A 14,297-nucleotide genomic window follows, 5' to 3' on the forward strand; every position below is an offset into this window, starting at 1 on the left:
TATGATAGCACATCTTTATTAAAATTTTAAAGGGAGAAAAATGAAAAAGTTAATCTTAAGCTCACTTGTTGTTGCATCTGCTGTTTTTGCCGCTGATAGAGATCTTGTGATGGCTACTACGACAAGTACCGATAATACTGGCTTGCTAGATGCTATCTATCCTGTTTATAAGGCTGAAACGGGAGTGGATCTAAAATGGACTGCCGTAGGTACGGGAGCGGCACTTAAACTTGGCGAGAACTGCGATGCCGACATACTTTTCGTGCATTCGCCAAAGGTTGAAAAAGAATTCGTTGAAAAAGGCTTTGGTGTTGAGCGCAAGGCTGTTATGTATAACGACTTCGTTTTAATCGCCGATAAATCAATCGCGCCTAAATTTCAGGGTAAAGACATAAAAGGCTCTTTTGAGATGATTAGGGCTGAGGGCATTAAATTTTTCTCACGCGGCGATAAATCAGGCACCGATAATAAAGAAAAAGGCATCTGGAAAAAAGTTGCAGGCGAAGTTCCTGAAAAAGACGCTTGGTACGCTCAAACAGGCCAAGGCATGCTAGCTACTATAAATGCGGCTGCCGAGCAAAAAGGCGTTACATTTACCGATCGCGGCACATATATCAAATACGAAGCGAACATGAAAAACGATCCGTCGCTTGTAATCGTAAATGAAGGCGATGACGATCTTAAAAATTTCTACTCCGTAATCGCCGTAAATCCTAAACACTGCGCAAAAACCGACGTAGAAAATGCAAATAAATTTATCGAGTGGATAACAGGCGAGAAAGGGCAAAAATTCATAGCCGACTTTAAGCTTATGAATAAGCCTTTATTTACTCCTGATGCGGCTACTCGCAAATAATTTTGCTAAATTTGAGCGGATTTTCCGCTCTCTTTACTCTTTTTAACTTCTTTAAATTTTACAAATTTGCTAAAATCAACTAAAATTTTTAGGAAATTCACCCGCTATGCAGACAATATCTGAAATTTACACCGCCAAAAGCGAGATCAAAAAATCTACATTTTTAAGCTATCTTGTGCCGCTTAGCGAGTTTAAATCAATCCATGAGCGACTTAAAACCGAGCATCCAAAGGCGGTGCATATAGTCTGGGCTTACCGCGAGCTAAATAAATACGGTCAAATCGTAGAAAATCAAAGCGATGACGGCGAGCCAAAAGGCACAAGCGGAGCTCCGAGCTTAAACGCATTGCGCGGCGCAAATTTGATAAATGCAGGCGTGTTTATAGTTCGCTATTTTGGCGGGATCAAGCTTGGCACAGGCGGGCTTGTAAGAGCTTATAGCTCGGCTGTAAATTTAGCGATAAATGAAGCGGAGCTTAAAAAATTTGAGTTTAAAGACGAGTGTAAATTTTATACTCCTTTTGCTTTGATGTCTCGCTTTGAGCATTTTTTTAACTCTCAAAATTTAAACGAATTCGAGCGTGAATTTAACAGTAGCGGTGCGATATGGACGGCTAAATTTAACGAAGAAGAGATGAGTAAATTTTATGAATTTGCAACTGTTTTTGAGATTGAGGAGTTTAAATTTCTAGCCTTGCCGCTCTTTGCAAATAAAATTGTTATATAAATTTAACACTAGCTTTACAAATTTAATATATCATTTCAAAATAAAATTAGAAATGAGGAGAGAAAATGATTAAAAAAATCGTTGCGGCTTTGCTTGTCGCAGCCGTATCAACATGGGCAAAAGGAGCCGAAATGGGAAATAAAACTATAGTTTTAGCGGGAGGGTGCTTCTGGGGGACGGAGGCTTATCTTAAGCAGCTTCCAGGAGTGAAAGATACGTATGTCGCTTACGCGAATTCAAAAGTGCCAAATCCAAGCTATCAGCAAGTAAGCTACGGCAACACAAATGCAGCCGAAGCCGTATATGTCGAGTATGATGAGTATGTTATCGATTTGCCGCATTTGCTTAAGTATTTTTTCTATACGATTGATCCGACTAGCTTAAATAAGCAGGGAAATGATCGCGGAACTCAGTACAGAACGGGAATTTACTTTACCGATCCAAAGGACGAAGCTGAAATTTTAGCTTTTATAAAAGAAAAGCAAAAAGAGTATAACAAACCTATAGTTGTCGAGGTTATGCCGCTACAAAACATCAGCAAAGCAGAGGAGTATCATCAAGACTACCTAACTAAAAATCCAAACGGATACTGCCACGTGACATTTGAGAGCTTACCTCCAAAAGACGCGGTGCTAAGCAGTAAAAAGAAAGAAGCGAAAATGGATATGGATAAGCTAAAAAGTTATCAAAATAAGAACGATGCACAGCTTAAAAGCGAGCTTAGCGATCTGTCTTACGACGTAGTTAAAAACTCGGCTACTGAAAGACCTTTTACGAGCGAACTAAATGATGAAAAAAGGGAAGGGATATTTGTAGATATAACTAACGGACAGCCGCTTTTTTCATCTTATGATAAATTCAATTCAGGCTCGGGTTGGCCAAGCTTTACTAAACCGATAGATGGCTCCTTGCTTGGCGAAGTGGCTGATAATAGCTACGGCATGCGAAGGGTTGAAGTGCGCACCAGTCTTTCTGATTCGCACCTTGGGCATGTTTTTGACGACGGTCCAAGAGATAAGGGTGGTCTAAGATACTGCATCAACGGCGCTGCACTTAAATTTATCCCAAAAGAGGATATGGAAAAAGAGGGCTATGGCTACTTGATACCGTATCTTAACGAGCAAGCCAAGGCTGCAAAATAGGGCGAGTGAAATTTGAGCGCATTTAGATCTGTTTATTGTGGATTTAAAATTTTTGCATTACAATTGCGAAACAATTTAATTTAAAGGATAAACAATGGAAGCTTGCACAACCTCTTGCACAAGACTTGATCCAATAGATAAAGCAGGTCTTGAAGCCTTAAAAAAGGCTGGTATAGAAAATCCGGATGTAATAAAAACCATAAAATGTAAAACTGTGGCGAAGGGCAAATTTCGCCACGAAAACTATATCCGCAATCTACCGCCTTATATCGTAGATGAGCCGCCTACGCTTCTTGGTGAGGATACCGCACCAAATCCGAGCGAAGCGGTTCTTGCCGCGCTTGGAAGCTGCGTAGCTGTAGGAATTCATGCAAATGCTGTAGATCAAGATATAGTGATAACAAATCTTGAGGTTTTGGTCGAGGGCGATCTAAGCATCACTGCCGTTTGGGGCACGGGCGATCTTAGCGATAAACCGCTTGGAATGACCGACGTAAGGCTAAAAATAAATCTTAGCACAAACAAAGATGAAGCTACAAACAAAGCTTTAATAGATAAAGCGATTAAATACTCGCCTGTCGTAAATACGCTTTTGCGTAATGTAAATGTTAAGGTTGATTAAAAAATAGCAGACCCCCAAAGCCTTTGTGCTTAAATTTCTTCTTTGCTAGACAAAATTTAGCCTAAAATTTTAAAGTAGATAAAAATCCCTCAAGTCCCATCTTAATATCTTTAAATGTGGTTTCAAAATCTCCTGTGTACCAAGGATCGGCGACATCATCGCTAGAGCCTGCAAATGAAAGCATCTTTGCAACTTTTTCGCTTTTATACCCTGCGATACGCTCGATATTTCTTATGTTTGCCGTGTCCATTGCGATTATGTGGTCGTAGTAGTCTATATCGCTCTTTTTCATCTGAACGGCTCTGTGTGATACTACCGCTACGCCTTTTTCTTTTAATTTAGATTGCGTGCCGTGATGAACGGGATTGCCTATCTCTTCGCTGCTTGTGCCTGCAGAAGCTATTTCAAATTTGCTCGCTAAACCGAGCTTCGTAACTATGTGCGTAAATAAAGACTCAGCCATAGTGCTTCTGCAGATATTGCCGTGACATACGAACAAAATCTTTATCATGTGCTTAAACTCCAGCTTCAAGCTGCTGCATATACTCTTCAAATGTGCCTTTAAAATCCACTATCTCGCCATCTCCTTTAAGGTGGATAATGCGGTTTGCAAACGCATCAATGAGCTCCCTATCGTGGCTTATGCAGATTACGTTGCCGTTAAATTTATAAAGCGCCTCGCCAAGAGCGATGATAGCCTCAAGGTCAAGGTGGTTGTTTGGCTCATCTAAGATCAGCAAATTTCCGCGGTCAAGCATGATCTTACTAAGCATTAGGCGGTGTTTTTCGCCTCCGCTTAACGAGCTTACCGATTTTTCCTGCTCGGCACCACTAAAGAGCATTCTACCAAGGCACTTTCTGATCTCATCTAGGTCTTTGTTTTTCTCATCTTGTAGCCACTCGTATAGCTTAAGTTCGCCTGAAATTTTATTTGTCGTATCTTGCGCGAAGTAGCTTGGCTCGATGGTTGCGCCTATGTGGATATCGCCGCTATCGGGCTTAACCTCTCCTATGATGATTTTAGCTAGAGTGCTTTTTCCTACGCCGTTTGCGCCGATGATGGCTACTTTGTCGTTCTTTTCGAGCTTAAAGCTAAAATTTTCAAAAAGCGTTTTGTCAAATTTTTTGCTTATGTTGCGAACTTCTAAAATCTCGTTTCCGATATCGCGCTTGATACGAAAGAGTATGCTCGGATCGCGCCTGCTTGAGACTTTTATCTCTTCGATATCAAGCTTGCTTAGTTGTTTTTGACGGCTTGTAGCTTGGCGCGCTTTGCTTGCGTTTGCGCTAAATCTAGCGATAAATTTCTCAAGTTCCTCTTTTTCTTTAAGTTTCTTATCGCGCTCCATCTCATGCTGCTTTGCAACGAGGGTTGAGGCGATATACCAGTCGTCGTAGTTGCCTGTAAATTCGCGAATTTTCTTAAAATCCACATCCAAGATATGCGTGCAGACCGCGTTGATAAAGTGGCGGTCGTGGCTTATAACAACCATCGTACCCTCATGGCGGTTTAGCTCGTTTTCAAGCCACTTGATACTTTCGATATCAAGGTTGTTGGTCGGCTCGTCTAAAAATAAAATATCAGGCTTTGGAAAGAGTACTTGAGCTAAAAGCACCTTAAATTTGTCAGAATTTTCAACTTCGCTCATAAGCTTATCGAAGTCGCTAAACCCAAGCGAGCTTAGGATTTTTTCTATCCTTGTTTCATACTCGTAGCTTGGATCTTCTTCGGCCGTTATCATCTCTAAAACGCCTAAGCGCTCGTTTATCTCGTCGGTAAATTCCTCGCTCATGTAAAGCTTTTCTTTCTCTTTAACCGCATCATAAAGGCGTTTGTTGCCGTATAAAACGGCGTCTTTAATGGTGAAATTTTCAAATGCGAACTGATCTTGCCCGAGTGTGCCTACTCTAAGTCCGTTTTCTATGACGATATCGCCTGAATTTGCTTCAAGCTCTCCTGATAAAATTTTTAAAAACGTTGATTTGCCCGCACCGTTCGCGCCGATAAGTCCGTATCTATTTTGGCGATTTAGCTTTAAATTTACATCTTCAAATAGAAGTTGTGCATTAAATCTCATAACTAAATTTTTAATCTCAACCATAAATTTACCTCTGAATTTCGTTATTTTTAATAATCTAATTATCTTGCCAAAAAGTTGTTTAAAATTCGTATAAACTAAATTTATATAGCGATAAAATAGAGTTCGATAATATTTATTATTACTTCTTTTGTTTTTGTGTTGTATTAATTTTAATTTAATATTGTGATATAATTGTGTTTTGATATAGTCGCTTAAAGTAAATAAGGGTAGTTTAGGTTGATTTAAAATATGACGACAAAGTACAATATACTAAATATCCAGCATAGAGCCAATAAAAGCGGTCAGGGTCAAGTATATAACTTTTTGCTATTGCTTTTTGTGTTTATAAATGTTGTAGTTTCCATATTTTTAGCAACTCAAAACATAGACTTCAAAATCATCACCGTATATCTCATCACCGCTTTAGTTACATTTGGATTTTACTACCAAAGAAGATCTTCAAAAGAAGTTGTCGTGTATTGGGTTCATGCGGCGGCGGTTTTTCACGCTGTTTTTGGAGTTTTAGTATTTGGCTGGGGATACGGCATAGAAAATATTCTTATTTGGGCTATAGGCGCTAATTATTTTATGATATTAAAGAGGAATTTTTTCTCTTTTGTTATCATAGTTATAGAGGCTACTCTTTATCTGGTGCTTTATATTTATAGAGATAGCTTGGGTATGCAGCTACTTGATGAGAAATTTAAAGAGGGCTGTTATGTATTTATATTTGTTTGCATATTTACTTCGTTTTTAAAAAGAACCATGGCTCTTGGCTCTATGCATGTTCAAAATTTTAAAGATATTCAGATGAGAAGCGATAGGGTTAAGGAGATATCCGAGCATGACTATTTAACCGGACTTAAAAATCGCTCAATCGTCGAAGAGAGAATTTCTCAGATGATAAAAACTCATCTAAAGCAAAGCAAGACCGGCGAAGGCAAAAAAGAGATATTAATAGCGCTTGCAGATATAGATAACTTCAAAAGCATAAACGATACTTTCGGACATACTCAAGGTGATGAGGTTATAGTAGCCACTGCAGGAGTGCTTAGTGAAAATTTTAGAGCCGATGAAGATATAGTCTCCAGATGGGGCGGAGAGGAATTCTTAATAGCCGCTTTCATCTCAAATAAAGGCGATGCGGAGAAAATTTTAAATAGAATTTTACGTAAAGTAAACATGATAAAGACTCCTGACGATAAGGGTGTCGGAGTAACTTTTGGCGCTATTATTTTAAGTGACGATGTTGGATCTGATGTGGACATTAAGCAGATTATAAAGAGTGCCGATGAGCTTTTATATGAAGGCAAAAAAGAGGGTAAAAACCGAGTTAAGATTAAAAAATGGGCGCAGGAATGACAAGATCGTTTATCGGTTCTGATATCAGCAAAAAATTACAGATCATAATGATAGCTTTTATGCTCGTTCACGTGGTCTATTTTGTTATATTTTTGTATATCAATAAGCCTTATTTATCCATGATGAATATCGCTAGCGTTTTGATATATGTGCATTTGGCTTATATATTAAAAGATAGCAATATGATTCAAAGAGTCCTTGCGGTAACGAGATTTGAGATATTTATCCACGCTTTTGTTTGCGCCTGTGTGCTTGGATGGGGATATGGATTTCAAAATATCATTTTAGCCCTTATATCGGTGGCTTTTTTTACTAATTCCATAGGCAAGATACTTGGATATATAGTCGCGTTTATCCAGGGTGCGGCTTATTTGTTGCTATATGTTTTGTTTCATGATACTGCCGAGGTTGCAAGTAGCCAAGCTCAGCTCATATACGTATTTAACTTTTTTTTAGTAGTTTGCGCTCTTGTGGCGTTTTCCTCTCTGCTTGGAATTTTAAACACCATGATATATCTAGGTATGCTTGACAAACAACAAGAGTTTGAGATGGCGGCAAATAAAGACCCGCTTACTCAGTTGCCAAATCGCAGGGCTTTTATAAATTTAGTTCAAGGAAGCGCTTTTAACTCTAAAAGCAGCATAAGCGTAGCGGTAGGCGATCTGGATGATTTTAAACGCATTAACGACAAATTCGGACACAATGCAGGTGATGAGGTGCTAAGAAAGGTTGCAGATATTATAAAAACAAGCCTTAGAAAGCAAGATTATGCATTTAGATTTGGCGGCGAAGAGTTTTTGCTACTTATAATAAATACGAATTTGAAAAATTCAAACATCATATTAAATCGCATTAGGGAAAAAATCCATAAACACACCTTTAAATTTGAGCAAGAAAAGCTTAACGTATCGATAACTTTTGGCTTTGTTCATGCCGATATAGACGATAAATTTGACATTGATAACGCTATTAAAGAGGCTGATAGCTTGTTAGGTCAAGGCAAAAAATCAGGCAAAAACTGTATCACGGGCAAAGTTTTAAGAGATATTAAATTTAAAGAAGCCTAATCCTGAAACTCTCTTTCGTAAAATCCAAAAACATCATCTCTTCTTCTAAAATTTCAGGCTTTAGCTTCGCTATCAATCCTTATGTGGGTTGCCCGCACGCTTGCATTTATTGTTATGCCGAATTTATGCAAAAGATGAGCGGACACTCTGAAAAGTGGGGAGAATTTGTTGATATTAAGGAGTTTGATGAAAGCTCGCTTGAGAAATTTATGCAAAATTACAAAGGCGAGCGGATTTTTATGAGTTCGGTTACGGATTGCTATAATCCGTTTGAAGCTAAATTTAAAAACACTCGCAAAGTGCTTGAAGCGTTAGCAAATTCGGATGTGAATTTGCGAATTCTAACTAAATCAAGCTTGCTAATGCGTGATATCGATCTTTTTAAAACTATGCCAAATTTAAGAGTAGGGCTTAGTTTCTCTACTCTTGATGAGAATTTGCGAGCCGTTTTTGAGCCCAGAGCAAGCAGGATTAGTGAACGTTTAGATGCGTTAAGGAGCTTAAAAGAGCAGGGGATTAAGACATTTTTATTTGTTGCTCCTATTTTTCCGGTTATTACTCCTGCGATTAAATTCGCACAAGATTACGGCGGTATGACAGATGAGATTATGTTTGACAGGCTAAATTTGTATCCTGCCTTTAAAGATAAAATTTTAGCCTTTATAGGGCGAAATTTCCCGCATCTTTTAGGACTTTATAAGCAAATTTATATTTTTGGCGATGATAGTTACTACGCAGGTCTTAAATCAAATTTGCAAGATGTTTTAAACGCTAATAAGCTACAATACAAGATATTTTTTTAAGGATTTTTATGGGTAAGACCGTTTTATATCTTTCTAGTGTATTTTTTCTGTTTTATCTGGTTGTTTTAGCTCTGCTTTATGTATTTCAAGAAAAACTCCTGTTTGTTCCCACAAAGCTTGCAAGCGACTATAAATTCGAGTTTGGCGGTAAGTTTGAAGAGATAAATTTAAATGTAGAGGGAGCAACATTAAACGGGCTTCATTTTTATGCACACGATCCAAAGGGAGCGGTTTTGTTTTTGCACGGCAATGCAGGCTCGCTAAAAGGCTGGGGCGGTTTTGGTAAATTTTATACAGATTTAGGCTATGATTTTTATGTTTTTGACTATAGAGGCTATGGTAAAAGTAGCGGCGAAATTTCAAATCAAAACGAGCTTTATAATGATAGCTACGAGATGATTAAGCGAGTGCTTGAGGATTTTGATATAAGCAAGATAAAACTGGTCGGATACTCCCTTGGAAGCGGACTTGCGGCAAATATCGCGAGCAAATTTGACGTACGCGAGCTTGTTTTGGTTGCGCCTTATTTTAAATTTGACGAGCTGGCAAGCTCAAAAGTGTTTTTTGTGCCAAAATTTATAGTTAAATACAAAATTCCGACAGTTTCGTTCTTAAAAGAGGCAAAAAATACGAACATATCGATAATCCACGGCAAATTTGACGATCTTATAGAAGTTTTAAATTCTCATAAATTAGCTAAAATTTTAAAGCCAACGGATAAATTTTATGAGATTGATGCGGGGCATAACGATATACTTTATAATGCGGAATTTGAGCGAATTTTGGAAGGAATTTTAAGCAAGTAATCTTAAGCCCGCCTTGTTTTAAGCAGGCTTAAAAGCAAATTTTAATGAAGCGCTTCGTTTAGTTTTATCGCGCGCTTGCTTGCGCTTGCCGTGATCTGACCTGTTTGGCTGTTTTGGCGGAAGTGAAGTCCGTCAAGGTTTGCAAGTTCAAGACCCTTGTAAATTTCGCGATCAAATTTGAAATTTGGATTTATCTTGTTTAGTTTTGCTCGCTCGACTTCGTTTATAAAGACCTTTGTGCCTTCTAGTATCGCGATTCCTGCATCGACTATGCATTTATCGCCAAGCGGTATTCCCGTAACGGAATTTGCGCCAAGCAAGCAGTTTTTGCCGATGCTTACAGGGTTGCCGTTTGTGCCGCTTAGCACGCCAAGGATGCTTGCTCCTCCTCCCACATCGCTTCCTTCGCCGACTACGACTGAGCTACTTACTCGCCCTTCTATCATAACAGAACCTGTCGTGCCTGCGTTAAAATTCACATACGCAGCGCCCGGCATTACCGTAGTGCCCGGATGTATGGACGCACCTAGGCGAACCTTTGCGCTATCAAGGATTCTTGTATTGTCGCTTGGGATGATGTGGCTTAAGAAACGCGGGAACTTATCTACGCTTACTATCGCAGGATATCCGCCGCTCATCTTTAGCCAAATTTCGTTTTTGCGAAGCCACTCAAGCTCGATCGGGATATTGCGGCTCGTCCATGCTACGTTTGGTAGCACGCCAAATGCTCCGTCAAGCACCAGGCTTCTAAGGGGAGCTTTGTTTAAAGAGAGTAGATAAAGCTTCAGATATACGATTTCAACGCTCTTTGGCTTAGCATCTTCAAACATAAATACGATTTTGAATTTATCTTCGTTATTTTCCAAATCTTCTTCAAAAGCGTGCTTTATCATGTGTAAAACTTGCACGTTTTTGTGTTTTTCCATCTCGTTTTCAAAGACGCTAAAGAGTTTGCTTGCTTTTTTGGCTACTTTTGGAGTAAATTCGGCTACAAATTCGCTATCTGTAAAATCAACCTCCACTCCGCACTTTTCAAGCGCCCATATAAACGCGGCGGCTGATAAAAAGCTTTCTTGATAATTTACTACCGCGTAGCTTGCTTGTAGGATTTTATCTTTGTTAAGTTGTCCCCTATCTACTCTAGCGATGGCAAATGCAATCGGGTCTTTATAGCCCTTTTTAGCTCTAAATTTCTCGCAAAATTCTTTGAATTCATCGGCTGTTTTAAACTCTTTTGACATTTTTACTCCTTGTAAATTTATTTTGTGAAGTTTAACTAAATATTGTTTAAGATGAAATTTTGACACACATTTAAGAATATATAGTGTGCATTTTTAAATTAGATTAATATTTTATCTTTTAAATATTTTTCCAGTTCTTTCTGGTCTAAGACTTTATCAAATTCGTTGTTAAATCTATCCGCTTTAGTTACATCAAAATCGTTAATAGTTTGTAAAAAGTCTTTAAAATTAGGGTTTTTATTACAAAGTTCATTTATGATATTAAAATCTAGAAGTTGTCTAGTTTGTGCAGGGGCAATAATATTACTCTGTGCCAAATCTTCACTGTTAAGACTTAAAACACCTATGCCAAAGCTAAGATTTAACTTTGTTATTAACTCTATTAACTCGTTATTGCTTTCATCAACATCAAGTGCCACTAGATATCCTTCGTTTGCCCAGCTTGAATTTGAAACTGCTTGAAAGTAATACTCTCTAAAATTTGCAACACTAAGCTCTGTCTTAATTTCAAAGGAGTAAATTTTAAGTGGTATTTTTGCAAATTTATTAGCGAATTTTAGAACATTATCTTTGTAGTACTCATACTCAAAGTTAACTCCTACTATATCAGGGTATAGCCATTTATCGTGACCTTTTTGTGATTTTTTACTATTTTCATGATAAATTGTTTTAGCTCTTGCATTAAAGTCTTCATTTGAGTATAGAAAATTAACTAAAAGAGGATGTATATCTCTTTCGTGAAATTTATTTTTTAGTTTTTGCCTGTGGCTCGTCTTTTAAATTTAAACTTTGATTTTTTAATTTAATTAGTATAGGTCTATTTTGAGTTTTTTCAAAAATTGAATTTTCGTTATTTTTTAAATCTATATATAAACGTGCTGAAAATGTATCCCATGGTGTTTTGCCTTTTAAATTCAGCTCCTTTGATCAACCCATTTGTTCTGCAATTTTATAAATTCTATTTGGACTTAATGCTACTTTTTTATCTCCCAGAACCTTTTTGGCTGCTTCTATTACTGTCATTATTACGCTCTTTTGTTTAAAATTATTTGATTTTAACAAAATGTTGTTGAAAGATTGTTTTATTTATGATTTATAAAATATAAGTGAAATTTACAAAATTTAATTTTGTAAATTTCACTTTTTATTATTTATGTTTTACTTCGAGCAAGCGCTCTTGCCGTCCATTACGGGCTGGATCGATGAGTTATCGGCTCCGCCGCCGTTATTGATATTTTCTATTATCTCCCAAAGGCGAGAAGCGGCTTTTTCGTAGCGTTTTGCGGTTACGGAATTTGGCTCATAAAAGCTTATCGGTTTCCCGCTATCGCCACCTACGCGCACGGCAGGTTCGATCGGCACTTCGGCTAAAACCTCGGTTTTATAGGCTTTTGCCATCTCTTCGGTCGTGCCTTTGCCAAATATATCATACTCCTTGCCGCTTTCAGGACAGATAAATCCGCTCATGTTTTCTATCACGCCTGCGATTGGGATATGCAGTTTTTCAAACATATCAAGCGCTCTTTTGCTATCATCAAGTGCTACCACTTGAGGCGTTGTTACGCAAATTCCCGCTGTTACCGGTACGCTTTGAGCAAGCGTCAGCTGCGCATCTCCCGTTCCCGGAGGCATATCCAAAAATAGTACATCAAGCTCGCTCCATATAACGTCTTTTAAAAGCTGCTCGATAGCTTTCATTATCATAGATCCTCGCCATATAAGGCTCGTTCCTTCCTCCATAAGCACGCCCATGCTCATCATCTCAACGCCGTGGCTAAGTATCGGACGAAGCTTGTTGCCTATAACTTGAGGCTGAGTATTTACTTCTCCAAGCATTCTTGGGATGTTTGGTCCGTATATATCGGCATCTAAAATTCCCACTTTTTTGCCAAGTTTTGCCATGGATATAGCTAAATTTAAAGTCGTTGTCGATTTGCCTACGCCGCCTTTTCCCGAGCTTACCATGACGAAATTTTTAACTTGCGGAGCTATGTTTTTACCGCTTTGAGAGTTGCTTTTTTCCTCGGGAATTTTTGGCTGGATTATATTGATAACAGCCTCGTTTGAGCCAAGAACTCTTTGGATATCCAAGCGAAGCTCTTTTGCTATGTCGGGATTTGAGCTTACGATCTCAACCTCTACTAAAATTTTATCGCCAATCTCTATGTTTTTTACAAATCCAAAGCTTACTATGTCTTTTTCAAAGCCCGGATATATAACGCCTTTTAATCTTTCGATAACCTGTTCTTTACTTAACATCATTCTCCTTTATAATATTTCTTGAAATTTTATAAGCGCAAAATTTCGGCCCGCACATCGAGCAAAATTCAGCCTCTTTAAAAACATCCTGAGGCAGGCTTTCATCGTGAAGTTCACGCGCCTTATCAGGATCAAGAGCCAGTTCAAACTGCTTGTTCCAGTCAAAGTTATACCTAGCATCGCTCATTGCGTGATCGCGCTCTATGGCGCCGGACCGCTTTCGCCCTACGTCTGCTGCGTGAGCGGCTATCTTGTGAGCTATGATACCGTCTCTTACGTCCGCGGCATTTGGCAAGCCTAAATGCTCTTTTGGCGTTACGTAACAAAGCATACTGGCTCCGTGATACGCCGCTAAAGCGCCGCCTATGGCGGATGTTATATGATCATATCCCGCGCCGATATCGCTAACAAGCGGTCCAAGCACGTAAAACGGAGCATTGTGACAAAGCTCTTGTTCTATTTTCATATTATACTCAATTTCGTTTAAAGGTATATGACCCGGACCTTCAACCATTACCTGCACGTTCTTTTCCCACGCTCTAAGCGTTAGCTCTCCAAGTACTTTTAGCTCGCTTAGCTGCGCTTCGTCGGTTGCGTCATACAAACATCCCGGGCGCAAGCTATCTCCAAGCGATAGCGCTACGTCATATTTAGCGCAGATATCGCAAATTTCATCAAAGGCTTCGTAAAAAGGATTTTCTTTATGATAGTGCATCATCCAGCTTGCCATAAGGCTTCCGCCACGGCTTACGATGCCCATTTTTCGCTTTGAGATTAAAGGCATGAATTTTAGCAAAAATCCCGCATGTATCGTAAAGTAACTCACACCTTGCTTAGCCTGTCTTTCTATGACTTCTAGCATCTTATCTATGTTCAAATTTTCTATGTTTTTTACATCGTGCATTATTTGATACATAGGCACTGTTCCTACAGGAACGGTTGAATTTGCGATGATCGCCTCTCTTATTTTATCAAGATCTCCACCAGTCGATAGATCCATAACGGTATCGGCGCCGTATTTTAGGCATACGGATAGCTTTTCTAACTCGCCTTCTATATCGCTTGCAAGGCTTGAGTTGCCGATATTGGCATTTACTTTTGTCTTTGCTTGCATGCCTATTGCCATCGGAGTTAAATTTACGTGATTGATGTTAGCAGGTATTATCATGCTGCCTTTTGCTACTTCTTTACACACTAGCTGGGCATCTAAATTTTCTATTTTAGCTACGAATTTCATCTCTTCCGTGATGATGCCACGCTTAGCATAATACATCTGTGTCGGTGTTTTATCGTTTAATCTCTCTTTTATCCAGTCTTTTCTCATTAGATAA

General features: G+C 38.7%; 14 protein-coding genes. 8 read left to right on the forward strand and 6 right to left on the reverse strand.

Annotated elements, in window-relative coordinates; genetic code table 11:
- The first annotated feature begins 40 nt into the window (after positions 1 to 40).
- From tupA to CDOM16188_RS08270, 4 genes are all read left to right on the forward strand, one after another.
- Positions 41 to 856, forward strand: coding sequence for a tungstate ABC transporter substrate-binding protein TupA (gene tupA, locus CDOM16188_RS08255; protein WP_172201256.1), 816 nt, complete (start codon positions 41 to 43; stop codon positions 854 to 856).
- Positions 857 to 962: 106 nt separating this feature from the next.
- The gene (locus tag CDOM16188_RS08260; protein ID WP_172201258.1) at positions 963 to 1,583 is read left to right on the forward strand and encodes a YigZ family protein; all 621 of its coding nucleotides are present in this window, start codon (positions 963 to 965) and stop codon (positions 1,581 to 1,583) included.
- A gap of 131 nt (positions 1,584 to 1,714) precedes the next feature.
- Positions 1,715 to 2,725 carry a peptide-methionine (R)-S-oxide reductase MsrB gene (gene msrB, locus CDOM16188_RS08265; protein WP_249934158.1) on the forward strand — a complete coding sequence of 337 codons (1,011 nt, stop codon included), beginning with the start codon at positions 1,715 to 1,717 and terminating at the stop codon, positions 2,723 to 2,725.
- A gap of 94 nt (positions 2,726 to 2,819) precedes the next feature.
- A complete protein-coding gene (locus CDOM16188_RS08270; RefSeq protein ID WP_172201260.1) occupies positions 2,820 to 3,347 on the forward strand; it encodes an OsmC family protein in 528 nt (175 codons plus the stop codon).
- Positions 3,348 to 3,408: 61 nt separating this feature from the next.
- Here the strand turns inward: CDOM16188_RS08270 and CDOM16188_RS08275 are convergent, their stop codons facing one another.
- Positions 3,409 to 3,858 (reverse strand): low molecular weight protein-tyrosine-phosphatase, encoded by a 450-nt coding sequence (locus CDOM16188_RS08275; protein ID WP_172201262.1) that lies wholly within the window; start codon positions 3,856 to 3,858, stop codon positions 3,409 to 3,411.
- Positions 3,859 to 3,862: 4 nt separating this feature from the next.
- Positions 3,863 to 5,449, reverse strand: a complete 1,587-nt coding sequence (locus CDOM16188_RS08280) for an ABC-F family ATP-binding cassette domain-containing protein (protein ID WP_172201264.1) — start codon at positions 5,447 to 5,449, stop codon at positions 3,863 to 3,865.
- A gap of 228 nt (positions 5,450 to 5,677) precedes the next feature.
- Here CDOM16188_RS08280 and CDOM16188_RS08285 point away from each other — a divergent pair, with 228 nt between their 5' ends.
- From CDOM16188_RS08285 to CDOM16188_RS08300, 4 genes are all read left to right on the forward strand, one after another.
- The gene (locus tag CDOM16188_RS08285) at positions 5,678 to 6,790 is read left to right on the forward strand and encodes a diguanylate cyclase (RefSeq protein ID WP_172201266.1); all 1,113 of its coding nucleotides are present in this window, start codon (positions 5,678 to 5,680) and stop codon (positions 6,788 to 6,790) included.
- On the forward strand, positions 6,787 to 7,857 hold the full coding sequence (locus CDOM16188_RS08290; protein ID WP_172201268.1) for a GGDEF domain-containing protein: 1,071 nt from the start codon (positions 6,787 to 6,789) through the stop codon (positions 7,855 to 7,857). The genes CDOM16188_RS08285 and CDOM16188_RS08290 overlap by 4 nt, the downstream gene beginning before the upstream one ends.
- A gap of 83 nt (positions 7,858 to 7,940) precedes the next feature.
- Positions 7,941 to 8,660: a radical SAM protein gene (locus CDOM16188_RS08295; protein WP_172201270.1), complete on the forward strand. Its 720-nt coding sequence runs from the start codon at positions 7,941 to 7,943 to the stop codon at positions 8,658 to 8,660.
- Between the two features lie 8 nt (positions 8,661 to 8,668).
- Positions 8,669 to 9,466, forward strand: a complete 798-nt coding sequence (locus CDOM16188_RS08300; protein ID WP_172201272.1) for an alpha/beta hydrolase — start codon at positions 8,669 to 8,671, stop codon at positions 9,464 to 9,466.
- 41 nt (positions 9,467 to 9,507) lie between these two features.
- Here the strand turns inward: CDOM16188_RS08300 and CDOM16188_RS08305 are convergent, their stop codons facing one another.
- The 4 genes from CDOM16188_RS08305 to thiC form a co-directional block, all read right to left on the reverse strand.
- Positions 9,508 to 10,707, reverse strand: coding sequence for a 2,3,4,5-tetrahydropyridine-2,6-carboxylate N-succinyltransferase (locus CDOM16188_RS08305; protein WP_172201274.1), 1,200 nt, complete (start codon positions 10,705 to 10,707; stop codon positions 9,508 to 9,510).
- A gap of 98 nt (positions 10,708 to 10,805) precedes the next feature.
- A complete protein-coding gene (locus CDOM16188_RS11345; protein WP_253908163.1) occupies positions 10,806 to 11,126 on the reverse strand; it encodes a hypothetical protein in 321 nt (106 codons plus the stop codon).
- 739 nt (positions 11,127 to 11,865) lie between these two features.
- Positions 11,866 to 12,966: an Mrp/NBP35 family ATP-binding protein gene (locus CDOM16188_RS08315; protein ID WP_172201276.1), complete on the reverse strand. Its 1,101-nt coding sequence runs from the start codon at positions 12,964 to 12,966 to the stop codon at positions 11,866 to 11,868.
- Positions 12,956 to 14,290: a phosphomethylpyrimidine synthase ThiC gene (gene thiC / locus CDOM16188_RS08320; protein ID WP_172201278.1), complete on the reverse strand. Its 1,335-nt coding sequence runs from the start codon at positions 14,288 to 14,290 to the stop codon at positions 12,956 to 12,958. The genes CDOM16188_RS08315 and thiC overlap by 11 nt, the downstream gene beginning before the upstream one ends.
- Positions 14,291 to 14,297 lie beyond the last annotated feature (7 nt).

The sequence above is a fragment of the Campylobacter sp. RM16188 genome (genome assembly GCF_012978795.1).
GTDB lineage: Bacteria > Campylobacterota > Campylobacteria > Campylobacterales > Campylobacteraceae > Campylobacter_A > Campylobacter_A canis.

What these genes read in the sequence shown, in the direction of transcription:
- CDOM16188_RS08280 (WP_172201264.1), bottom strand. Translation starts at nt 5,449, where the DNA reads ATGGTTGAGATTAAAAATTTAGTTATGAGATTTAATGCACAACTTCTA.
- CDOM16188_RS08285 (WP_172201266.1), top strand. Translation starts at nt 5,678, where the DNA reads ATGACGACAAAGTACAATATACTAAATATCCAGCATAGAGCCAATAAA.
- CDOM16188_RS08270 (WP_172201260.1), top strand. Translation starts at nt 2,820, where the DNA reads ATGGAAGCTTGCACAACCTCTTGCACAAGACTTGATCCAATAGATAAA.
- tupA (WP_172201256.1), top strand. Translation starts at nt 41, where the DNA reads ATGAAAAAGTTAATCTTAAGCTCACTTGTTGTTGCATCTGCTGTTTTT.
- thiC (WP_172201278.1), bottom strand. Translation starts at nt 14,290, where the DNA reads ATGAGAAAAGACTGGATAAAAGAGAGATTAAACGATAAAACACCGACA.
- CDOM16188_RS08290 (WP_172201268.1), top strand. Translation starts at nt 6,787, where the DNA reads ATGACAAGATCGTTTATCGGTTCTGATATCAGCAAAAAATTACAGATC.
- CDOM16188_RS08315 (WP_172201276.1), bottom strand. Translation starts at nt 12,966, where the DNA reads ATGTTAAGTAAAGAACAGGTTATCGAAAGATTAAAAGGCGTTATATAT.
- CDOM16188_RS08260 (WP_172201258.1), top strand. Translation starts at nt 963, where the DNA reads ATGCAGACAATATCTGAAATTTACACCGCCAAAAGCGAGATCAAAAAA.
- CDOM16188_RS08305 (WP_172201274.1), bottom strand. Translation starts at nt 10,707, where the DNA reads ATGTCAAAAGAGTTTAAAACAGCCGATGAATTCAAAGAATTTTGCGAG.
- CDOM16188_RS08300 (WP_172201272.1), top strand. Translation starts at nt 8,669, where the DNA reads ATGGGTAAGACCGTTTTATATCTTTCTAGTGTATTTTTTCTGTTTTAT.
- msrB (WP_249934158.1), top strand. Translation starts at nt 1,715, where the DNA reads ATGGGAAATAAAACTATAGTTTTAGCGGGAGGGTGCTTCTGGGGGACG.
- CDOM16188_RS08275 (WP_172201262.1), bottom strand. Translation starts at nt 3,858, where the DNA reads ATGATAAAGATTTTGTTCGTATGTCACGGCAATATCTGCAGAAGCACT.